Origin of the sequence: Deinococcus cellulosilyticus NBRC 106333 = KACC 11606, from assembly GCF_007990775.1 — a bacterium.
Taxonomy (GTDB): domain Bacteria; phylum Deinococcota; class Deinococci; order Deinococcales; family Deinococcaceae; genus Deinococcus_C; species Deinococcus_C cellulosilyticus.
In genome coordinates, this window is record NZ_BJXB01000004.1 from 169,846 (window position 1) to 190,677 (window position 20,832).

Annotated in this window: 18 protein-coding genes and 1 pseudogene; 11 read left to right on the top strand and 8 right to left on the bottom strand. The window is 57.2% G+C overall.

Translation table 11 applies throughout. The features are described 5' to 3' along the window. Positions 1-354 precede the first annotated feature (354 nt). Together malZ and DC3_RS06140 are read left to right on the top strand one after the other, a co-directional pair. Entirely contained in the window at positions 355-2,118 is a 1,764-nt protein-coding gene (gene malZ, locus DC3_RS06135; RefSeq protein WP_186815872.1) for a maltodextrin glucosidase, read from the top strand. Between the two features lie 125 nt (positions 2,119-2,243). Further along, positions 2,244-2,636, top strand: a complete 393-nt coding sequence (locus DC3_RS06140) for a hypothetical protein (RefSeq protein WP_146883080.1) — start codon at positions 2,244-2,246, stop codon at positions 2,634-2,636. Between the two features lie 510 nt (positions 2,637-3,146). Here the strand turns inward: DC3_RS06140 and DC3_RS28995 are convergent. The 3 genes from DC3_RS28995 to DC3_RS06150 all read right to left on the bottom strand — a co-directional run bounded on the left by DC3_RS28995 (position 3,147) and on the right by DC3_RS06150 (position 6,306). Beyond that, the gene (locus DC3_RS28995) at positions 3,147-3,290 is read right to left on the bottom strand and encodes a hypothetical protein (protein WP_186815873.1); all 144 of its coding nucleotides are present in this window, start codon (positions 3,288-3,290) and stop codon (positions 3,147-3,149) included. Next, positions 3,290-3,745: an SRPBCC family protein gene (locus DC3_RS06145; RefSeq protein ID WP_146883082.1), complete on the bottom strand. Its 456-nt coding sequence runs from the start codon at positions 3,743-3,745 to the stop codon at positions 3,290-3,292. Before DC3_RS06145 ends, DC3_RS28995 begins: the two co-directional genes overlap by 1 nt. A 656-nt stretch (positions 3,746-4,401) precedes the next feature. Then, positions 4,402-6,306 carry an alpha-amylase family glycosyl hydrolase gene (locus tag DC3_RS06150; protein ID WP_146883084.1) on the bottom strand — a complete coding sequence of 635 codons (1,905 nt, stop codon included), beginning with the start codon at positions 6,304-6,306 and terminating at the stop codon, positions 4,402-4,404. Between the two features lie 1,000 nt (positions 6,307-7,306). Here DC3_RS06150 and DC3_RS06155 point away from each other — a divergent pair. The 3 genes and pseudogenes from DC3_RS06155 (at position 7,307) to DC3_RS06160 (ending at position 10,124) form a co-directional block, all read left to right on the top strand. Further along, positions 7,307-7,978, top strand: a complete 672-nt coding sequence (locus DC3_RS06155; protein WP_146883086.1) for a hypothetical protein — start codon at positions 7,307-7,309, stop codon at positions 7,976-7,978. Between the two features lie 370 nt (positions 7,979-8,348). Next, positions 8,349-8,591 (top strand): annotated as a pseudogene (locus DC3_RS29000) (DUF6979 family protein); the annotation flags it as partial. A gap of 861 nt (positions 8,592-9,452) precedes the next feature. Beyond that, positions 9,453-10,124 (top strand): plasmid pRiA4b ORF-3 family protein, encoded by a 672-nt coding sequence (locus tag DC3_RS06160; protein ID WP_146883088.1) that lies wholly within the window; start codon positions 9,453-9,455, stop codon positions 10,122-10,124. A 2-nt stretch (positions 10,125-10,126) separates the two neighbouring features. Here the strand turns inward: DC3_RS06160 and DC3_RS06165 are convergent, their stop codons facing one another. Then, positions 10,127-10,690: a recombinase family protein gene (locus tag DC3_RS06165; RefSeq protein ID WP_146883090.1), complete on the bottom strand. Its 564-nt coding sequence runs from the start codon at positions 10,688-10,690 to the stop codon at positions 10,127-10,129. A gap of 226 nt (positions 10,691-10,916) precedes the next feature. On the opposite strand from DC3_RS06165, the gene DC3_RS06170 reads away from it, so the two are divergent. Then, positions 10,917-12,587 carry an IS1182 family transposase gene (locus DC3_RS06170; protein WP_186815875.1) on the top strand — a complete coding sequence of 557 codons (1,671 nt, stop codon included), beginning with the start codon at positions 10,917-10,919 and terminating at the stop codon, positions 12,585-12,587. Positions 12,588-12,593: 6 nt separating this feature from the next. Here DC3_RS06170 and DC3_RS06175 read toward each other — a convergent pair whose 3' ends face one another. After that, on the bottom strand, positions 12,594-12,884 hold the full coding sequence (locus DC3_RS06175; protein WP_146883094.1) for a helix-turn-helix domain-containing protein: 291 nt from the start codon (positions 12,882-12,884) through the stop codon (positions 12,594-12,596). A 269-nt stretch (positions 12,885-13,153) separates the two neighbouring features. Here DC3_RS06175 and DC3_RS06180 point away from each other — a divergent pair, with 269 nt between their 5' ends. The 4 genes from DC3_RS06180 (at position 13,154) to DC3_RS06195 (ending at position 16,471) form a co-directional block, all read left to right on the top strand. Beyond that, a complete protein-coding gene (locus DC3_RS06180; RefSeq protein WP_146883096.1) occupies positions 13,154-13,660 on the top strand; it encodes a hypothetical protein in 507 nt (168 codons plus the stop codon). Between the two features lie 24 nt (positions 13,661-13,684). After that, positions 13,685-14,400, top strand: a protein-coding gene (locus tag DC3_RS06185) for an IS1 family transposase (protein ID WP_371863432.1) whose coding sequence is annotated in 2 segments (ribosomal slippage) — positions 13,685-14,000 and positions 14,000-14,400 — 717 coding nt in all. Because the reading frame shifts where the segments join, the coding sequence is not laid out codon by codon here. Positions 14,401-14,419: 19 nt separating this feature from the next. Next, on the top strand, positions 14,420-14,821 hold the full coding sequence (locus DC3_RS06190) for a hypothetical protein (protein ID WP_146883098.1): 402 nt from the start codon (positions 14,420-14,422) through the stop codon (positions 14,819-14,821). Positions 14,822-15,067: 246 nt separating this feature from the next. After that, positions 15,068-16,471: an ISKra4 family transposase gene (locus DC3_RS06195; protein WP_186815876.1), complete on the top strand. Its 1,404-nt coding sequence runs from the start codon at positions 15,068-15,070 to the stop codon at positions 16,469-16,471. A 62-nt stretch (positions 16,472-16,533) separates the two neighbouring features. On the opposite strand, the gene DC3_RS06200 is transcribed toward DC3_RS06195, so the two are convergent. Next, positions 16,534-17,466 (bottom strand): YncE family protein, encoded by a 933-nt coding sequence (locus tag DC3_RS06200; RefSeq protein ID WP_186815877.1) that lies wholly within the window; start codon positions 17,464-17,466, stop codon positions 16,534-16,536. Beyond that, a complete protein-coding gene (locus DC3_RS06205) occupies positions 17,361-17,843 on the bottom strand; it encodes a hypothetical protein (RefSeq protein ID WP_146883103.1) in 483 nt (160 codons plus the stop codon). The genes DC3_RS06200 and DC3_RS06205 overlap by 106 nt, the downstream gene beginning before the upstream one ends. 499 nt (positions 17,844-18,342) lie before the next feature. Between DC3_RS06205 and DC3_RS06210 the strand changes: the two genes are divergently transcribed. Further along, the gene (locus tag DC3_RS06210) at positions 18,343-18,720 is read left to right on the top strand and encodes a bleomycin resistance protein (protein WP_146883105.1); all 378 of its coding nucleotides are present in this window, start codon (positions 18,343-18,345) and stop codon (positions 18,718-18,720) included. Positions 18,721-19,098: 378 nt separating this feature from the next. Here the strand turns inward: DC3_RS06210 and DC3_RS06215 are convergent, their stop codons facing one another. Beyond that, a complete protein-coding gene (locus DC3_RS06215) occupies positions 19,099-20,832 on the bottom strand; it encodes a YncE family protein (protein ID WP_146883107.1) in 1,734 nt (577 codons plus the stop codon).

Consider the following 20,832-nt stretch of genomic DNA (forward strand, 5'->3'; position numbering starts at 1 on the left):
CGCATCCTGCAGGCAAACCGATTGCTTGCAGGAACCCCGAACAGCCCACTTTCTCGCTGGATTCATCAGGCCACCCGGGTCGGTTCACCACACTGCGGACGGGAACACTGAATTTTCCTGCGGAGCTGCTCCTTCAAGGCTGCACTCTCTGGGGTGCATCTCCCGGACCTCTGGGCACCAGAGAACCCATAGACCTGTTTCCAACGTCCGCAGTGCTGTGTGGGAGGCCAGCCCTCCGGGCAGAAAGCCACCTCATCGACAGCCAGGTGACCGTGAGGTGCCTTCACCTTAATGTCTGACCCAGTGTCAAAGTCAGGGGTGCTCGTTTTCGCAGAGGTGTGTTACGTTCACCCCATGCCCCCCTCCACCTTGCGGTTTCATCACGACGGCACAATGCATTTCCTGGAAGTGCACCCCGAGCACCTCAACATCAAAGTGGAAGCCCCTCCTGAAACCACCCACGGGTGGGTGGTGACCTACCTGGGGGGTGATGAGCAGCAAACCCCCCTGCACAAGGAAGGGCCCTGCTGGACCGGGAGGTTGCCCCGCAGCAACCTGCACTACCGGTTTCGGTTCCTGGTTCAAGGCAAGGTCTGGTGGTACAACCAATCCGGAGTGTCCAGCACCTCACCGGCGTTTCACACCGATTTCAAGCACACCGAACAGGCCCCACCGGAATGGGTGCATGGGCGGGTGTTCTACCAGATTTTTGTGGACCGCTTCAAGAACGGCAACCCCGCCCTTTCGGTGCGGGAAGGGGAGTACCTGTACGAAGGCCACCCGGTCAAAGCCCGCAGGTGGGAGGACTCCCCCACCCGGGAGCATGGCGCCAGGGAGTTTTACGGTGGGGACCTCGAAGGCATCCGGCAAAGCGTCCCCTACCTCAAGACCCTCGGGGTGAATGCCCTGTACCTGAATCCCATCTTTGAGAGCCCCTCCTCCCACAAGTACGACACCCAGGATTACCACCGCATCGACCCGCATTTTGGCACCAACCAGGACTTTGCACGGTGGATGAAAGACATGCACGAAAACGACATCCGTGTGGTGCTGGATGGGGTGTTCAACCACACCGGGGACCGCCACATGTGGATGAACCGGGAACAGGTGTACGGCTTCCGGGGGGCCCACCAGGGAGGAGACACCCGGAGGCATTACACCTACCACGGTCCCGGTCCGGACGATTACCTGGGGTGGGCCGGAATCAAAACCCTGCCGAAACTGGATTACCAGCACCCGGAGGTCAGAAGCAAAATGTACGGGCAGCGGCACTCGGTGGTGCGCTACTGGCTGAATCCCCCCTACAACGTGGATGGGTGGCGGCTGGATGTCAGCCCGATGATCGGCAAGAACGGCACCGATGAAGGCAACCAGGAGATCCTCTCAGGCATCTGGCAGGCCGCCCGGGAAACCCGTCCGGACAGCTTCATTTTTGGGGAGCACGTGTTTGACGCCACCAGGTGGCTGCAAGGCGGGGTGGAAGACGGCAGCATGAACTACCACGGGTTCACCCACCCCACCTGGGGGTTCCTCGCCGGGGTGGAGCACCGCATGCAACCCGCGCAGGTCACCGCAGAGGATTACGCCCAAAGGCTCACCACGTCCCTCTCCAGCCTGCCCCACCCGCACCAACTCGCCCAGGTCAACTTGCTGTCCTCCCATGACACCGTGCGTTTCGCCACCCTCTGTCCGGACCCGGACCTGCAAAAAATCGGAGCTGCCTTGCTGCTCACCTTCATCGGGGTGCCCTGCATTTACTACGGGGACGAGATCGGTTTGCAAGGGGGAGAGGACCCCGACTGCCGCAAACCCATGCCGTGGGGCAGCCCGGCCTTCCAGGGGGACTTGCACCGGTGGTACCGGACGTTGATTCAATTGCGGCACCAGGAACAGGCCCTGCAACGGGGTGCCTTTCAGGTCCTGCACGCCCAGGGGGACGAGTTGGTGTTCGAACGCAGACTGGGCCCCGAACGGATCCGGGTGCTGCTCAGCCGGGGAGAAGGGTTTTTGTCGCCCCTGGAAGGCCAGTGGCTGGACCCTGTCACTTCACAACTGCACCGCAAGCAGGTGAGAATCCCTTCGAAAGGGGTGGTGATCCTCAAAAGCACTTGCAAATGAAAGGTGAAAGCCCGGCAACAGGTCCACGTCCACCAGGCAGGACCACCCCCAGGGAAGTCCCGGATCCCCACCCAGAACGTACACTGAATGAACCCTGGACTTCATCACACAGGGCGGAGGAACGCATGATTCACCTGGTGATTGACCCACAATCCGAACCGGACCTCTCCACCTCCGCTCCGCACGACCACCCGGCACCAGACGCCACCCTCCTGCTCACCCGCCTGGACTGCATCAAGGGTTACGTGCTGCAAGGCACTGAACTGCCGACAGGTCACGTGTTGCTGCCCCTCTCTCCCCTGCTCACCGATGAAGGTCCACCCGATGGAGCGGTGTTTTTGTTGTCCGTTTATGGGGACCATTCCTGGAGGTCCACCCCCTTGCTGTACACCCTCAGTGAAGAGCGTGCACAGGCCATGGTGGCCCATCTGAACGAGCGCTCCATTCCCACCAGTCCATTTGACCACAGTTACTCCACCCTGCTTCCATTCCTGACCCCAACCACACCCGGCAGGTGAGAACCTTCTGCAGACCTGCCCAGGCAAAATCACATGTGACCCGGTGTGCCAGGGGTTGGTGAAGCAGCACCCAACGCCAAGGTCCTTTCCCCTGTCAAAAGACAACCCGGGAAAAGCCCTGTGGAAAGGCCATTCATCCGTGGCCCTTGAAATTTTCCTCGGAAAATCCTGAATCCTGATGATGGCTCTCTCTATGTCACTCAGGAAAAAACAGTGGTCTGCTCCCCACCGCATCAAAGCCGAACCCGAATGGCACCCAGCTTCAAATTGCTGGATGGGTTTGCCAGAGCACCCTCACCGAATCTCAGATCCAGCCCTGTTTCACTGAACTGTCAGGACCCTGAACCCGGGCTGCCCTGGCCAGAGACGGACAGGACCAGCGGTGACCAGCAGCATTTGACGACCCCCAAGATGGACCGTGTGACGTCATGGTGAACCCTTTCCTCTGCTGGATTCTTTGCCCTCGGGTCCAGGGGAAACGTTCAACTGCCCTGCAGGTCAACTTCTGTCTCAGGGAAGTGCCACCAGCAACTGCTCGGGAAACCAGTGTTCTTCCAGAGAACCGCTGACCTGCACGTGGTTGCCTTCCACCAGCCGGGGGCACAACACCAGCGTGCCCGCTGCCAGGGGCTGGTGGGTTTGGTGGCAGCCCATCAGCTGAAGCTCGGGGCACCCTGGGGCACCACCACCTCTGGTCCTTCGAGCTTGCTTTTCAGTCCTTGCAGGGACCTGTCGATCATCTGCACAAAATGGTCTTTGCGCATCCGGGCGGCCAGGGCGGCCATCGGACCAATCAGGTTGACTTCCTGGGTGACCCGCACCCCTTCGGGCACCCGTTCCCAACTGCGTTTGATGTTGATTTCCACCCCTATTCCATGCTGGTAGGAGAGCATGAAACTGCAGCTGGGGTCACACAGCACCACCCGAAAAGCATGGGTGCTTCCCCGCTGGGTGGTGAGGCTGCCTGTCGATCCAAGCCGCAAAGACTGGTCGCTGGAAGCAGTTTGAATTTCAGGGTCCCAGGAGGACCACAGGGCAGGCTGAACCCACTGGGACCACACATCTTGAGGTGTGGCACGCAGGATGATGCTGTTTTGGTGGACATGCATGGTTGACCCCTTTCGTCATTGCATGTTAGCGGCTGTGGTCTTGTTGTTTTCTTACAGGCCAAAGGGAAAGTTTGCCGTTGTGATCAACCAGTTTCAAGACTTTTGGACCGGGTCAAAGTCGTGTCGGGCCCTCAGCACAGTTCACTTGGGTCAGCGCCGTTCCAGCCCCGCACTTGCCAGGACGCCCTGACCACCAGCATCCTTGCAGCGGACGGTACACTGCAGCACTTCCGGTGGAAGTCACCTTCGGGGCCCTGTGAAGCCTGGCCGGTTCAGCTGCTGTTTCCGTCACCCTGGTCAACACGTTCTACCAGCACACCTGCCCGTGCCGGCTGAGTCAGCGTCATCCTGGGTACAAAGTGCGTCAGGCTTCACTGAAGGTGTTCGACCGCTGGCAGGTGGGCGCTCCCGTCATTGGGTCATCCAGCCAGATGCAGGCTCTGCACCCCCGGGTTCATCCTCAGGCTGCTCACTCAGGTCATGCAGGCTGCCATTGAGCAGGACCTTAAACTCAACATTGAGGCTGGGGGTGACCTCCTGCTGGCGCGGACAGGGGGTGCTCCCACCAGCATCCCCGATTTCTGACGGCAGCCATCAGAGGACAGGGGCAAATGAGAGGACCAGGGGTCATCAGACCCCTGGTCCTTTGCTGTCCTTTATTCTCTGAAGCTGCCGTCTGTGCGGGTGACGGTTCCGGAGGCGGGGGTGGTGAAGGTGCGGTTCCCTCCCGTTTCCCATTTCACGGAGGCCCCGCTGTCTCCGGGCACTTTGATGTACTTGTACTCCAGGTAGGTGCTCTTCGGCAAGTCCACCGTGGCTTTCCAGGTGCACACCGATCCTGAGCAGTTGCTGGGCGTCATGGTGACGGCGTTGGTGGTGTTCCAGTTGCCGAGGTCGGGGTTGCTGCCGACCAGTTTGATGTTCTGACCGAACCAGGTGCTGGCCGTGACCTGGAAGGTGGTGGGGATGCTGGTGCCGCAGTTGGTGCATCCTCCACTGGTGGTGTAAATGGCCATGGTGCGGGCAGGCACGGTCACGGGAATCTGGCCTGACCCGTTCACCTGCACGGAAGCGGGTGCCCCGGATCCCAACTGGTCATTGAGGGTGGTCCCGGCAGCGAGTTTGCCCTGGGTGTTGAGGGTGACGGTGGCAGGGCTGCCGCTGGTGTTCATCACCACCACGGCCTGGTTGTTGCTGGCGCTCCTGAGGAAGGCGAAAACGTTCTGCCCTCCGTTGGGCCGCCACAGTTCACTGTAAGAGCCTTTCCACAGGGCTTCGTTGTTGGTGCGCACACTGGCGAGTTTGCGCACGTGGTCCACGGTGCTCTGGGGGGTGCCTCCTCCGGCCAGGAAACCCCCCTGGGGGGTGCTGCGTCCCGTCTGGTCCCACGCCCAGGAGGGCATGTCGTAACGGTTGTCGGGGTCGCCTGCCCCATACATGCCGAGTTCGTCTCCGTAGTAGAGTTGGGGAATCCCGGGCAGGGTGAAGAGGAGGCCGAGGGCCAGCTGGTAACGGGAGCGGATTTCGCTTTCGGGCACCCCGGAGCCGGGTTCGTTCACGAAGCGGGGCACGTCGTGGCTGTCCAGCAGGTTGATTTGGAGCAAGGCCCGGTCGAGTCCGAGGGTGCCCACGTAATCCTGCACTTTGGCGGCCAGACCGTCGAGGCTTCCCCCTTTGCCAATGGCGTTCACCAGGGCCACCCTGAGGGGCATGTTGATGGTGGAGTCAAAGCCGGCATCCAGGTAGGGTTTGAGCTGGCCAGCGTTGTCTTCGTAGTAGGCTTCGGCGGTGATGAAGGTGTTCGGGCGGGCCTGGTTGATGCCGGGAATCCAGTGGTTTTGCCAGAACGGCATGCTGACGTGTTTGGCGGTGTCCATGCGGATGGCGTCGATGGGGTACTGGCTGGCCCAGGCTTTGGAGACGTTGACCAGATAGTCCCGCACCCACCAGTCTTCTTCACGGAAATCCGGCAGGCCGTAGAGGGGGCAAACCACGTCGTTGAGGCAGCTGGTGTGGAACCAGTCGGGGTGCTGTCGGGTGATTTCGGCCCCGTAGCCGGCGTGGTTGACCACCATGTCCATCATGAATTTCATGTTGTTGTTGTGGAGGTCTCCCAGCAACCCATGCAGTTCGCTGCTGCTTCCGAGTTTGGGTTCGACGTTGGTGTTGAACGGGTCCCGGTAGTTGATCCAGTAGCCGTGGTAACCGCAGGAGGTGTTGTAGAGTCCGACCTGTTCGTAGACGGGGGTGCTCCAAATGGTGGTGGCCCCGAGGTACTTGATGTAACCCAGTTTCTGCCTGAGGCCTGCGAGGTCACCCCCGTGGAATTTGGTTTTGCTGTTGGGGTCAAAGCAGTTGGGCTGTCCGGCGTTGTCGTTTGTGGTGTTGCCGTTGTAGAAGCGGTCGGGGAGCACCAGGTAAATGATCTGTTTGCGCCAGGTGTCAATGTTGCTTCCGGAGACGGTCTGGGGCTCCGGGGTGGGGGATGGGGGCACCTGGGAGGTGGTGCAGGCGACAAGGCTGAGGGTCAACAGGGTCAGCAATCCATGGTTCAAACGCATGTGATCTCCTTGTGGATATGTCATTTTTTTGTAACGGGTTCAAAATGATGATAGGAGATCAGAGCAAAGATTGGAAGCAGTTCCAGGGTATGAACTTTTGATTTGCATAGACATGTGCTTGACTTTTTGATTCCACATTCCTTGAAAACTTCTTTCAGACTTCAATTCTTCCCGTTATATTGAACTCGGTTCAATAAAAAAATCTATGTCGTTTGACAAAGCGTAAAACCAATCGCCTACCTCGCTTCTTTTCCATCACTCCTGTTCAATAGGATTGTTCGTTACTTTTCAACAGACCACAACAGCGGCATTTTGCCGACCAGAAGTTCTCTGCACAGCTCCACTTGCCAAACTGGCTTTCACAACACTCTCCCAGAAGCGTTTCCACGACAGCAGGATCCGCCGCTCCCACTTGAACAGGACCCTCTTGACCCCTGCCATCCACCCGTGACACAACGATTGAGCCGCAACCGAGAATCCTTTACAGTGAAGCCATGAAAGGACCAAGGGCAAACTCCCGGGTGTTTGAGCAGGGGACCCAGCAAAACCCCACCCAACCCCAGCCCCATCTGCCCCGCCCCACTTGCAGTGGCTTGCTTCTCAACCCAAACCCTGGGAGTAGCGTCGCTCAACCCCTGCACGGCTCAAAACCCCGACGGTTGCCTGACCGGGGCAGCTCTCACAAGAACATCAGCGCCACACAGTTCCCCACCTGGACGAATCAAACGACCTTACCGTGGGCAGAGGCATGGCTGCAGCGGCCCCCCGAAATGGAAGCGGTACCAAGACACACCCACAGACGAGAAGACCGAACCCACACCTGCAGAACCGGGCACCCCACCAGGCTGAAATGCCCCCTGAAACCACACACCTCCTTTCCCAAAAGGTCCCCGCACAGCCCACAACTCCCGGTTGCCCGGCCTCCTGACCCCACAGTCCTTCAACCGACCTCCCCTCACCGCCACCCCATCCAGGACCCCCGCAGGCCCACCCCATGGTCATGACCGAAACCCTGGCCCTCACCGGACTGGGGCTGTTCATGGGCTTCATGGTCCTGTGCGTGGCGTTGCTGATCCATCAGAGTCACCGCAAGCACCAACACGTCCTGAAGCGCTGGCAGGACCTGGCCCACCGCCACCACTGGACGTTTGCTCACCGCAACACAACCCCCCGCTGGGAAATCCGCTCCGCCACCTGGAAAGTCACCCACCTGGACTCCAGCCTGGAAGGCTTCGCCGACCAGGTGGTGTTTCATGCCCCCCTGAAAAAAAGCCCCCCCTTGGGAATTGTGGTGGCAAGACCAAAATGGAAACGCTGGCAAAAGACCCTTGCCTCCCCTCACCCGGCCCTGAAAACCCGGGATCTGGCTGCCCTGCAGGTGCCCCATCTGGAGGGTTTGCTCACCGGCCTGCAACACCGCCACGGGATTCCCGAACACCTGCACCAGCACTTCGTGGTGCTCGGGCATGGGGCGTCCCCATTGGTGTTGAGGGTCCTCGAGCAGCACGTGCAGCAGTGGCCCCCATCCCTTCAGGCCCACCGGCACCTGCACGTGCTGCTCGATCAACAGGGCCTCACCGTGCAGGTGGACGGCCTGGAATTCACCCCGGAGAACGTGCTTCCCCTGATTCAGCTGGCAGAACAATTGCTCGGCACCATGCAAGGAACCTGATGACAGAGGGGCACATGGAACAAACAAACTCCCACCCGTGGGTTGCCGCAAAGCGTGCACCCGGTGAAACCCCAACAGAAAGCATCCAGACCGGACGGACCACACTCAGGTGAAAACCGGGCCTGTCTGGCCTGACCCCCAGGAAAGAGCCAAAACGCCCTGTCTGGATTTTCTTCTCCCAACTTTTGGACCCCAGAGCGAGAGGCAAAGTGATTCAACGGATGAAAGTGCTCAAATGAACCCCCACGGAGACACCGCTCTTCTGGCCGTGATGTTGTTCCGCGACCTGCAAGACGCCCAGTTGGCCTGGCAGATGGCCAGCGAACTCCAATGACCCTCCACCCCCACCCGGGAAGCCCAGGGAACCTTCCTTTCCCTGTGTGAAGCAGGCCAGGTGGTGGGCATCCCTGCAGGACCCACCGGTGTCCCTTCCGGCGTGAAAAAAAGAACCCTGATCCTCCTGGCAACATTGCAAAACGCTGTTGAAACCCAGGGGGGTCGGGCCTGGCTTCAGACGCTTCGCCAGAAGGGCACCGGCACCGGAGAACTGGATGTGCTGCTGGCCCTCTGGGATGCCAGGCTGCTCCACAAACGATCAGGCGAAACCCCGTGACGTTCGCCTGCTGGCCCGGACCAGGGAACCCAAAGCCGTTGAGTGGGGAGCGTCGTGATCTTCAACAGTCAGGCAGGACCCTGAGCAAAGCAAGCCCCGTCTTGCACTCCGCCAGTGACGCTCAGGACCCTGAAAACGACCGACCTTCCCTCAGGTTTAGCTGCCCCCAGGGCGGCTGTTTCACTGAAGAGGACCCTTGGTTCAGATTTCCATTGAACCCGTCCAGCCCGTGTCTCTGACCATGAATTGAATTTTGTTTTGCACCTGTATCCAGACGGCTTCCCACATCTCATTTGATGTGTCCACGACCCTGATGCACCTGCCCCACGGCGTGCAATTGGGGTGCACGACAACCATTGGACTTTCCAGAGCTCCCGCTGAAGCGGCCGAGGTGGTTTTGTGACTCGAAGACTGGCAGGTGAATGTGCAGCTCAATGTGCTGGCAAATCAGGTGTTATGCGGCCGATGCCCTGGCAAAGCATCGGTCAGCACATGGAAAATTGAACGAATGCCCAGCCGAATGAATCAGCAGCATGTTGAGGTGATGTTGTCCCAGGTGTCCATGGGTTCGGTCCATGATTGAGGTAGATCTTGCCTGGATTCAGGGAGCGAAGGACCAGACGAGCCACCAGCAGGCCAGAGGGTTCACTTTGAGCCAACTGCTTGAGACATTTGCAACGGCTGTGTGACACCTCAAACAGCTGCAGAAGGGGAACCCATGGACCGAACCCATTGTCCTGCCCTGGATCATGTTCAGAGTCATGGCAGTCAAAACGTGTGGTTTGCGAGGTTCAAGGGAGAGATGGAGCTGAGGAGGTCAAACAGGAGAGCGTTTCATTCCGGGGGGTGTAAACTGCCCTTGTGCCGGAAGCCACCTCCCCACAGGTCTACCAATTCAAAGCCATCTTGCAGGGCATCACCCCCATGATCTGGAGGCGTTTCACTGTCCCAGACACTCTACCGCTCCCACAACTACACATGGTCCTACAGACCCTCATGGGCTGGGAGAACATTCACCTCTACACCTTTCGCATTCACGGTTCCACCTACGGCAGCGCTTCGGGTGGAGCTTTCTTGGACATCCCCATCAAACAGTTCCGCTTCCAGCCCAAGGAAAAATTGCTTTACACCTATGACTTCTCTGCGTTCCCGCGCAGGACCTCATGGGAAATTGAACTCCGACTGGAACACATCAGCACAAATGTTCCCGCTGAGAAGTACATCTGCTGCCTGGAAGGGGCCAGAAGTGGTCCTCTGGAAGATCTGGGCGGCCCAGCAGGCTACCGTCAGTGGCTCCTGAGTCGGTATTCTGACGAAGCCCTGAAACCCCTGGTCCGCATGGCTGAGGTTGTGGATGTGATCCTACAGCAAACCGAGGGTTCCATTCGGGACCATATCGATCTGGACGAACTGCAGGACCTGAGAGACCAGTTGGACAGCTGGCACGAAGAAGACCCAGAACATTTCGATCTGATAGAGGTCAACCAGGACTTGCAGGACTGGCAGAACCGCTGGTTCTCACAGCAGCCCTAGCATCACTTCTTCAGGTGCCGGTAAAGGGTCATTTTGGACACCTGAAAGGCTTCTGCCACCTCAGCCATGGTCGCCTGTGGATGCTTCAGCATCTCCTGGGCCAACTCCACTTGTTTCTGGGTCAGGGATTTTGGTCTCCCACCCAAACGACCTCTGGCTCGGGCGGCCTGCAATCCTGCAAGGGTGCGTTCCCGAATCAGGCTGCGTTCAAATTCTGCCAGGGCACCAAACAGGTGAAAGAACAGGGTTCCACCCGCCGTGCTGGTGTCAATCTTTTCCTGCAGCACCACCAGGTGCATGTTGTGCCTCTCCAGATGCTGGGCAATCTCGATGAGGTGCTGCAAACTGCGGCCCAGTCGATCCAATCTCCAAATGACCAGGGCATCGCCCTCCCAAAGATAATTCAGGGCTTCTTTGAGTCCTGGTCGCTGGTCTTTGTCTTTGCTGCCGCTCAGGTGGTCGGTGAAGATCTTGTGGCAACCGTGGTTTTGAAGGGCATCGATCTGCAATTCAAGGTTCTGGTCCTGGGTGGAAACCCGGGCATAACCAACCTGCTGGTGTGTCATGCTTAAGAGTAACAAAACCTGGTCCAGAAGGGTTTTTGTGGTGTTGATTGTGTGATGGGTTTTGTGATGATTTTTCGTTCAGAAACCGAGACTTTTAAGTGACCTGAAGTTGAGCAACAAAAACGCTGGGACTCTGTTGGCGAATTCGACCTGTTGCCCTTCTGGCAGAAGATAAACACTGAAAGTACCAAAATGGGCTATGTCCCTAAAATCTCATCCCATTCCCATGATCCCCAAGACCACCCGACACGTCGCTCAAGCTGTTTTTCCCCAGCCCGCGCCAGCCATGCGTTTTCGCGATGAATTTGAGGGCTTCTTGCAGCAGCTGGATTTCGCAGCACTCTATCCTGTCCGCGGGAAGCCGGCCCTGCCCCCATGGCGGCTCTTGTTGGTGACGATCCTCCAGTTCAGTGAAAATCTGACTGACCGAGAGGCGGCACATGCCGTCAAAGCCCGGCTAGATTGGAAATATGCCCTGTCCCTGGACTTGAAAGACCCCGGCTTCCATTACAGCGTACTCAGCGAATTCCGTGACCGCCTCCTCAAACAGGAAAATCTCCTGGCCTACCTGGATGTTTTCCTGCAGTGCTGCAAAGACAAGGGCCTCCTCAAAACCCGAGGCAAACAACGCACTGACTCCACCCATGTGCTGGCCCAGCTTCGGGTGATGAACCGTTACGAGTTGGTGGCTGAAACCCTGCGCGCTGTGCTGAACACGCTGGCCACCCATTACCCTGAGTGGATCAGAGACTATATACCAAAGCACTGGTACGAAAAATACGCCCACCGCTTTGAAAATTACCGCCTGCCCAAAAAAGAATGGGATAGAGCAGACTTCCTGCGGAGGGTGGGCATGGACGGCTATTACATGCTTTGTGCCCTGGAACAGGACAGCGCAAAAGAAATCCTTCAAAAACAGTTCTCCGAAGTCGAGGCTTTTCAACACATCTGGAAGCGCCACTTCCGACGAACCTCCAGGGGGGTCGAGTTGATTCCCAGTGATGAACTGCCTCCAGCACGGCTTGGGGTGGAATCCCCTTATGAAAGTGAAGCCAAGTACAGCACCAAGCGGGGCAAAGAGTGGGTGGGCTATAAGGTCCACTACACCGAAACCTGCGATGAGGACCTGCCCCATTTGATCGTGCATATCGATACCACCACCGCTGAAGCCAACGATGCCCCCCGCTTAGAGCTCATCCACCAAGCCTTGCAAAAGCGGGCTTTGTTGCCTGCCCAGCACTGGGTGGATGCCGGTTACGTGAGTGCGGAGCAACTCTGTCAGTCTCAGAACCAGTATGGCATTGGGCTGATTGGTCCTCCCAGAGGCACCCGGAAGTGGCAGAAGGGACCAGACGACCGATTTGACTTGAGGGATTTCAGGGTGCTTTGGGACGAGGAAAAAGTAATTTGTCCCAGTGGGTCAACCTCGATCTCCTGGAAAGCCCAGACCTCCAAACAACGAGGGCCTTCCATCCTAGCGAAGTTTCGAGGCCAAGAATGTCTTGGATGTGCCCTGCGCAAAAAATGCACGACCTCAACCCGGGGAAAGCAACTGGTTTTTCTGCCTCGGGACAGGCAGGAAGCCCTGTTCGAGGCGCGTGACCTGCTGAATTCTGAAGAGGGCAAAAAGCTCTACCAGTTGCGGGCGGGGGTGGAAAGCGTATTCTCACAGGGGGTCAGGGCTTTTGGGCTCCGAAAAAGCCGATACCGAGGGCTGGCCAAGACCCATCAGCAGAACATCTTTGTCGCGCTAGCCATGAATTACAGTCGTCTGGAAGATTGGTTTGCTGGAAATCGCCCTCAACCCACACGGATTTCAGCTTTGACGCGTGCTCAGCCGATCCGGGTGAAACAAGCCCGGCGAAAAACAAATCTAGCCCCTGAAGCCCATCTGTAAAAGAATTCAGGTAGGGTCACTGCTACCAGGGATGATATCGCCTGCAGGAAAATGGTTTGGTCCTGGGGAAGTCACCTTTTTTTCTTCTTCCTGCAGGACCTTTAAGGCAACGCCAATGAAGTTGTAGCCCAGTTCGGTGAAACGTAGGCGACCTGATTTACGGTACAACAGTGGTCCTCCCACTGTGCTTTCCAGGGCCTGAATCCGGGCTTTGACCAGGGTCGAAGTCAGGCCCAGAGAGGCGGCAGCTTTTCTGTAAGTGCCCTGTGCGTAAAGTGGGTAGTCCGCTGGAATCATTCCGCATAGGGTGAGCAAAATAGCGTGGGAGTGGGTAAAATTCGATTTGTGAAGAACGAAAAAAACCACTCCCACTGTCCAGTTTAACTTGCCTCGCCCCCCACTGCCAGGACCACCTTCAACCTGGACGAGACAACCTCATCGTTCGCAAGACCTACGGCAAGCACCACTGGCGTCTTCTCAAGTGCAAAACCTGTGGCACCGAGTTCAGTGAGCGTAAAGGAACACCCCTGTGGAACAGCAAGATTGACCAGGATGTCTTCATCAAAGTGGCTGAAACGCTCTGTGAGGGCAATTCTATCTCTGCCACAGTGAGGCTGTGCAAGGTCCACCACGACACCGTCGAGCGCATCATCCTGGTCACCGGTCAACACGCCAGGAACCTGCATGACCACAAAGCGGTGGGGCTGAAAACCACCGCCCTGCAGGCAGATGGGTACGGCTTCTACGGCAACAAAAGCCAGCAGCTGTGGGAAGCCACGGTGATCGATCCGTACAGCAAATTCCTGGTCTCTCTGCGTCTGGGCGTGAGAGATGAGCCTTTGATTCGCTGCCTGCTGCAGGACGCTCGGGACCGTCTGGTCAATCCTCAAAACTTGGCTTTTCTAACCGATGGGGGGCACGGCTATGCCACCCTGTTCCCAGAGATTTTTGGTGTGCCATACAGGGCGAAGAGACAGGGTGGGAAAGGCCGACCTCCCAAAGTGAAGTACCGGATTCCCCGGATGCTGGCCCATGTCCAGCTGATGAAGGTGCGGGTGGTGTGGCATTGGTAAGGACAGGAGTAAACTGGAAATATGATCACATGCCCCCGATGCCAATCGGGCAGGATCGTCAAGAATGGCTTCACGCACAACCACGTCCAGAACTACAAATGCAAATCCTGCTCCAGACAGTTTGTTCTCGACCGCAAGCACCCTCCCATCACCCAGGCCACGCTAGACCTGATCGACAAGCTCCTCCTGGAACGCATATCCCTCCGGGGGATTGTCCGGGTCACCGGTGTGTCTCATCGGTGGTTCTTTGACTACCTCAAGAAAAAATATGCCGAAGTCCCCCAGAAATTCGAGGAATTCAGCAAGCAGGAAGTCGAAGAACGCACTGAAAAAAAGGGGGCTTCATCGTTGAATGCGACGAAGTCCAAACCTACGTCCAGAAGAAGCAAAACCGCTGGTGGATCTGGCTAGCGTTGGACCGCCACACTCGTGAGATCGTAGGACTACACGTCAATCAACGCACCGAGGAAGGGGTCAAAGGGCTGTGGGACAGCCTGCTGACCCCTTTTGTGGATGCGGAGTGTCATACCGACGGATGGAAAGCCTATCGAGGGGTGGTGTTTGGAGCACTGCACCAGGTGGGTGGGACCCAACACATGGAGCGATTTAACTTGACGTTGAGACAGAGGATGTCTCGTCTGGTACGCAGAAACCTGGCATTTTCGAAGAAGCTGGAGAATCTAATTGCACATTTGTGGCTTTTCGCTCACCACTACAACCGAAATCGCAGGTCATCCTGATTTTTGCCACACCACCAAGGTGCGGGAAGGCAGAAGCCTCAAGACCGTGGACATCCGCCACACGCATGGCACCACAGGTCGGATCAATTTAGAGCTGGAACGACTGGGGTACAACACCCCCAACACTTCCGCTGTGGAGCGCCAGAATGCGACCGCCAGGCAACACACGCCACACATGCACCGCAAAGGGCTGGCTTTTGCCCACAAGAGAATCACCCGTGTGGGACTGGCGGAATTGGTCCGACTGGACTACAACTGGGTGAAAACCTGCCGCAGTTTGAAGGTAGAGCTACCCGAGAAGATGGGGCGTCAGAAGTACCTGAAGAGAACACCCGCAATGGTAGTGGGGCTGACAGATCGGGTTTTCACCCTGGGTGAATTGCTTGCCACACCCATTCACGCCCTGGGGGGTGCGGGATAATTCCAGCGAACTACCGTAAAGTGCCTCAGAGGCTTCAAGTTGCTGGAGGTCCATGGACCTCATTGTAGAAAATCAGATGACAACAGTGTTCTTGAAAAGTAAACGCTCTCGATGTCATCAGGAACGGCAAAGCACCTCAGGACCGACAGGCAGTTCAGTTTGATGCAGGAAATGAGAAGTTCTGCCGAATTCGCCAACAGAGTCCGCTGGTTTTTGTTAGGCCCAACCGGACAGAAAGGAGAAGCGATGCACTTCACCCTCAAACTGGAAGTCACCGACGACACAGGCCACACCACCCTCACCGACCTGATCACCCTTCACCGGGGTGACCTCACCGCAGAGACACTGGGCTTGCAGTTGTCAGAAAGCCATCAACTGCTCCAGGCCCTGCAAAACCAGATGCTGGCCACCCAACTCCAGAGCTTCCTGGTGAGTCAAAAGCAGTGCCTCACCTGTGGGAAAACCCTACACAGCAAAGGCCAGCACCACAAAAACATTCGCACCCTGTTCGGGGACTTCAAGGTGTCCAGCCCTCGGCTGAAACGCTGCCCATGCTCCTCACAAGCCCAGAAGACCAGCAGTCCACTTTCAACCCTGTTGCCAGAGAAGATGACGCCTGAATTGTGGTTCATGGAGAGCAAGTGGGCTGCACTGGCCGCTTATGGGGTGGCCACCCAATGCCTCAAGGATGCTTTTCCAGTCGGCAAGGCCCTGAGCAAAGTCACCTTGCGCAGGCACACCCTAAAACTGGCCAGGCGATGTGAAAGCCGACCCTTGCCAGACCAGAGGCTGTTGGGTGGCAGAAGTGAGCGTTCCTTGCAGACCATGCCTTTGCCCAATGGCCCATTGATGGTGGGACTGGATGGGGGTTATGTGCGCAAGCCAGGCAAACAGGGTTTCTTCGAGGTGATTGCTGGGAAAAGCCATCTACAATTTACCCGCGACCCCGAAGCTGTTTTACCACCTGTGCGGTGTTTTGCTTTCGTGCAGGGGATGGGGGCTTCAGCACAGCAACGTCTGTTGGGGGTGTTCAAAGAGCAGGGCTTCCAGTCGAACCAGACCATGCTGTTCCTGTCGGATGGCGGGGATTCCCTGCGGCAGATTCAGCGGGACTTCTGTGCCGTTTCAGAGCACATTCTGGACTGGTTTCACCTGACCATGCGTTTGACGGTGCTGGGCCAGTGTTCACGGGGTTTACCAGCATTGAAACCAACAGAGACAGCATTCACACCAGAAGAGGTGGGAGCACAGCTCACCCGCATCAAGCACTACTTGTGGCATGGAAACACGGTGGTGGCCCTGGAAACTCTGGACGAGCTGGTGGAGCCGCTCAACTGGGTCGACAAGTTACCTGCCCCCTGGCAAAGGATATTAAACCTGTTGAAGGACTTGCAGACCTATGTGACCCGAAACCGAGGCTACATCGTGAATTACGGGGAGCGGTACCGCAACAAAGAGGAGATCAGCAGTGCCTTTGTGGAATCCACGGTGAACTGGGTGATCAGCAAGCGGTTCTGCAAGAAGCAACAGATGGGCTGGACGGTTTCCGGTGCCCATTTGCTGTTGCAGGTCCGTACACAAGTCTTGAATGATGAGCTGGAACAGACTTTTCAAGGCTGGTATCCTGGCTTCCACAAGCCTGCAGCCTGACCATCCAGCGGTCTGGCCACAGAACAGTTGCGGAGACCTCCAGTTTCGCTGGTCTGTTGGGCTCAAGGGGCAAGATCTGGCAAGAGATACCCACTGGTGTGTAGCTCCCCTCGCCAGATGGCACAGTGCAAGACCTTGCCCAGCCTGGACTGTTTGCCATGATGGGTGTGCGCAGACAGCCTCCCTGCCACCTGTCCTTGAGGGTCCAGGAGGGTGCTTTCCCACCGAATCTCTGATTTCAGGTCCATTCTCAATGGAAAACGCAAGGCTTGCAACTGGCCTGAAAGCTGGAAGGTTTCACCCCTCCACACCAGCTGCCCGGTGAAGGTCTGTGCATCCGAAGTCCACAAATGCACAGAACAGGATTCATCCGGGCCATCGTCGTGGCCCTCGGATTGCCAGAGGATGTCATTTCCTTGCAGGACGGTGGTCATGCCATGGGTGCCCAGAATCCACAGACCATCATGAAACAGGGCTTGCTCAAAACCGTGGGTGAGACACTCCGTTTGCTGATGCCGTCCATCTGACAGGGTGTACGTTCCCACCTGGCTGGGGGTCACATAGTGGAGCACCCTTCCAGAGAGGTGAAGGCCCACATAACCCTCTGCCCGGCCATAAAGGTCAAGGGTTTGCTGGGTTTCCCAGGTCATGGTGTTCAGCACCCGCACGGTGTTGTTCCAGTAACCCACCGCAAGGCGGTGGCTTTTGGGGTCGTGGCTGAGGAAAGTGGGGGCATTTTGGTGTGGATCATTCGGCATGAAAAGTCCAGGCAAAGTGGCTTTGACCTCCCCGGATGCCACGTCCACAATCTGGTAAATGAACCCTTTGGAGTCCTCCGGGGAGGAGACCTGCAAGCCGTATGTTCCATCTTCACTGAGGTCAGAGATGCCTATGTTGCGTTTTGCAACTGGCCTCTCCTGGAGGAGATCCCCTGAAAGGGCGTCATAGGCCACCTGTTCAGGATAGGTGAGGGCTGTGGAACCGTCCCTGGACACCCTGGCACTCCAGGGGTGCGTCCTGATGACTTCCAGGGTTCCGGGTGCACCACCGTAGTGTGCTCTCCGGAGAAGACCACCAGGTCATCCTGATGGTAGGCGGTGCGGCTTGCCCACAGGGGTTCAGTTTTTTGTAGGATTTCACCGGTACGCAAGTCGCGAATGAAAATTCCAGTGCCGAGCACCTGAATCAAACGGTGGCGCTTGACGTCCACAGTCATGCTGATGAAGCTGGCCAAGGCTTTGAGGGTTCCAGACCAGTGGGTGTCCCGTAAGGGGTACGGGATGACCAGGGGCACGTTCCAACTGAGTTGCAGGTATCGGTAAAAACGTTGAATGGGATTGAGTTTTTCGGTGGTAAAGAATATGGTTTTCATGATCCATTTTAGATCAAGAAGGGATGCGCATCAAAGGGTGTCATGAAATTCCCTGCTTGACCAGAAGAGGATGGGTTGCGCATAAACCCCCCGGAATGAAACGCTCTCCATATTGTGAGATTTCATTGTCTTCCATGGTCGAGGGCTCCTGAAGTGCAAATTGGCCTCCAGTATAGCGGTTTGCGCCATCAGAGAAGCTCTATAGTGAGAAGGTTGCCGTTCACCAAAAGGCCGGAAGACCCACAACCAGGACCCTCCCGCTCTTTTGGTGAAGTGAGAACAGCAACCCACCAGACACCAGACGTTGAGATGATTCAGGGGTCAAGCAGCGATTCAAGACAGGTCATTGCAGGGTCGAGGTCAATGGCCTCACAGGTCACCACGTCAAAACACCTTATGATGCATGTCGCAGGTCCATCTCACACCATCGACTGTGTGTTCAGATGTGGGCAAGGTGCAAAACCCGTCACTTGACCTGACAAACACAATGGAGGATTTTATGGTTCAACAAGACGATCTGGCGATTCCCACACTGCCGTGTCGTTCCGTCAGCACCACCACCGAATTCTATCGCAGGCTAGGATTTGAAGGCGGTGCGCACGCATTCAACGGCGATTACGCAATCCTCAAACGGGGTTCCATTGAACTGCACTTCTTCACCCACCCTCACCTGGTGCCCACGGAGTCCTTTGCAGGCTGCTACATCCGTGTCAACGACATCCAGAGCATTCTTGAGGCTTGCTCAGCCAGCGGCTTACCGAACGCAGGGATCCCACGAATGAATCCTCTGGAAGACAAACCCTGGGGTCTCAGGGAGTTTGCTGTGGTCGACCCGGACGGCAACCTGTTGCGCATCGGTCAGGTCATCCAGCAATAGCTGCATCTGATGTGACTGCCTGGCCCTGCTTCTTCTGGAGTCGGCCGGGCAGTCACCAAAACAGATCCATGTTCCGCCAGTGCCGCACCCATTTTTGACCCTCCGGCCAGGTCCACAAGGCGCTTGCCGGGTCATTGTGGTGTCTGCTGTGCATTTCTGGTGTCCGGATTTTGAATGCCCCGATGGACACACAAGGGGTCAAAATTCACATTGAGAGGCAGTCTGGTGCTGTGCAGCGTCACCTGAACGGGATGTGTTTTGACCGGAAGGATTTCGGAAGCAGGCGACGGCGTGGACAGTTGGGATGCGGGCTGGGTGGTGGGGACTGTGGGAGCATGACGGGCCCTGTTGTTGCTGGAAGGAGATCATCCTCGAGGTTTAGCTTTTCCTGATGCGGTACACCTGGACATACCCACCCTGGCTGGACAGGTAAAGGGTGTCCTCTTTTGCGCCCAGGGCCGCGCCGCTCAGGTCCCGCAGTGTGAGGGGAGACGTGGCAGCGTTCAGTTTGCCGGTGTTCCACAGTTGCACGGTGGTCTCCCCCTGCAGTAGCAGAAATTGCCCACTGGGGCTCAGGGTGAGGGTGTGGGCCTCGGTTCCGGTGGCCACGGTGCTCCATTTGGCTTTTTTCAGGTCGTAGACAAACAGGGTGCTGGTGTTGAAGCCCACAGCATAAAGACGGTGGTTTTTTACGTCCTGCACCAGGTCCCTCACTTCAGCCGTGGGCACCCTGATGCCGGTTTTTTTCAGGGTGTTCTTGTTGGGGTGGAGCAGAAACAGTTCGCTTTTGCCATTGTAGGTGTAGGTGGTCTCGCTGGACACCGACAGTCCCTTCATTTCCTCATTGCCCACCACCAAGGTTTTGTTGCTGGCAGGGTCAAAGGCCACCAGCATCCCCTGGTCGTTGCGGAAGTGGTACTTGCCCTGGGCCACCTTGCTGTACACCGGAGGGTTTTCTGGGGTCAGGCTGACCTTCCGGGCAACCACCGTGGTTTTGCCGGTGGCAGGGGTAAAACGGGTGGCAGTGTTGCTGGTCAAATACAGGTCTTTGCCCAGTTTGTGCATCCGAAAAGCGGCAGACTCCTGAAGGTTCAGGTGGGTTTTCAGGGCACCAGTGGTCAGGTTCATGCTGGCCAGGGCATGCCCTGGACCCTGCTTCACATCCAGCCACAGGGTCTGGCCGTCCAGCAACAGGGCATGAATAGGCGGGGTGTGATCCCTTTTCCAAAGGGGTTTGCCTTGCAGGTCCAGCACCCGCAGCAAGGTGGGGGTGTAATTGAACACCCCGGCCGGTTGCAGTCCGACATACCCGGCAGTGAAAGGCAGTTTTGTGCTGGACTTTGTGGCCAGATCCATCAGGTGGGCCACACCTGCTTTGAGGTACACCACATGGGTGTCATTGAGGTCCAGCACACGGCCTGTCTGGAAGGGGGCAGAGGCCAGCAAGACCCGCACTTCACCTGTCTCCGGGTTCATGCGTTTCAACTTCCCGTTGTGCAGGTACGTCAGGTGCTGGCAGGATGGATCAATGAACACCTGGTCGGGGTCCACCGGAAGGTTCAGTTTCACCCGTTTTCGGCGGGTGTTTTCGAAATACAGGGACACTTCGTCGGACGCAAAGCCCCGGTCTCCACACAGGTTGAAAAGTTGCTGCGCTGCCCAGGTCGCTGATCTGGTGACTTTTCCAGACCGCACATCCACAAAAGACGGAGGGCCATCCCCGGAAACCACCAGTTGACCCCTCAAGAAACCCACAGGGCTGACGTTGCCCTCCAGTTGGATATTGTGCAGCACCTTGTTTTGCCTCAGGTCCACCAGTTGACAGCGGTGCAATGCACAGAACCCAAACCATTGATCGGTGATGTCAAATGTGGCTCCCTGCACGTCCGATGCATCCAGCCACAACCGGGTTTTGCCTGTCTGTCCATCCATCAGGCGGATGCCCAGGGGGGAGACCGCAGCCACCAGCCCTCCACTGGGGCTGCTGGTGACAAACTCCAACTGTCCTTCACCCAGGGTCTGGGTTCGGGTCAACCGGTGGGTCTGGGCCAGCGCAGAAAGACAAAGGCAGGTGACCAAAAAAGCAGTGGTGGTTTTGGCAAATTGATGCAT

Excerpts from the sequence above, each read along its gene's own strand:
- malZ (WP_186815872.1), top strand. The coding sequence starts at position 355 with ATGCCCCCCTCCACCTTGCGGTTTCATCACGACGGCACAATGCATTTC.
- DC3_RS06140 (WP_146883080.1), top strand. The coding sequence starts at position 2,244 with ATGATTCACCTGGTGATTGACCCACAATCCGAACCGGACCTCTCCACC.
- DC3_RS28995 (WP_186815873.1), bottom strand. The coding sequence starts at position 3,290 with ATGGGCTGCCACCAAACCCACCAGCCCCTGGCAGCGGGCACGCTGGTG.
- DC3_RS06145 (WP_146883082.1), bottom strand. The coding sequence starts at position 3,745 with ATGCATGTCCACCAAAACAGCATCATCCTGCGTGCCACACCTCAAGAT.
- DC3_RS06150 (WP_146883084.1), bottom strand. The coding sequence starts at position 6,306 with ATGCGTTTGAACCATGGATTGCTGACCCTGTTGACCCTCAGCCTTGTC.
- DC3_RS06155 (WP_146883086.1), top strand. The coding sequence starts at position 7,307 with ATGACCGAAACCCTGGCCCTCACCGGACTGGGGCTGTTCATGGGCTTC.
- DC3_RS06165 (WP_146883090.1), bottom strand. The coding sequence starts at position 10,690 with ATGACACACCAGCAGGTTGGTTATGCCCGGGTTTCCACCCAGGACCAG.
- DC3_RS06170 (WP_186815875.1), top strand. The coding sequence starts at position 10,917 with ATGATCCCCAAGACCACCCGACACGTCGCTCAAGCTGTTTTTCCCCAG.
- DC3_RS06175 (WP_146883094.1), bottom strand. The coding sequence starts at position 12,884 with ATGATTCCAGCGGACTACCCACTTTACGCACAGGGCACTTACAGAAAA.
- DC3_RS06195 (WP_186815876.1), top strand. The coding sequence starts at position 15,068 with ATGCACTTCACCCTCAAACTGGAAGTCACCGACGACACAGGCCACACC.
- DC3_RS06205 (WP_146883103.1), bottom strand. The coding sequence starts at position 17,843 with ATGAAAACCATATTCTTTACCACCGAAAAACTCAATCCCATTCAACGT.
- DC3_RS06210 (WP_146883105.1), top strand. The coding sequence starts at position 18,343 with ATGGTTCAACAAGACGATCTGGCGATTCCCACACTGCCGTGTCGTTCC.
- DC3_RS06215 (WP_146883107.1), bottom strand. The coding sequence starts at position 20,832 with ATGCATCAATTTGCCAAAACCACCACTGCTTTTTTGGTCACCTGCCTT.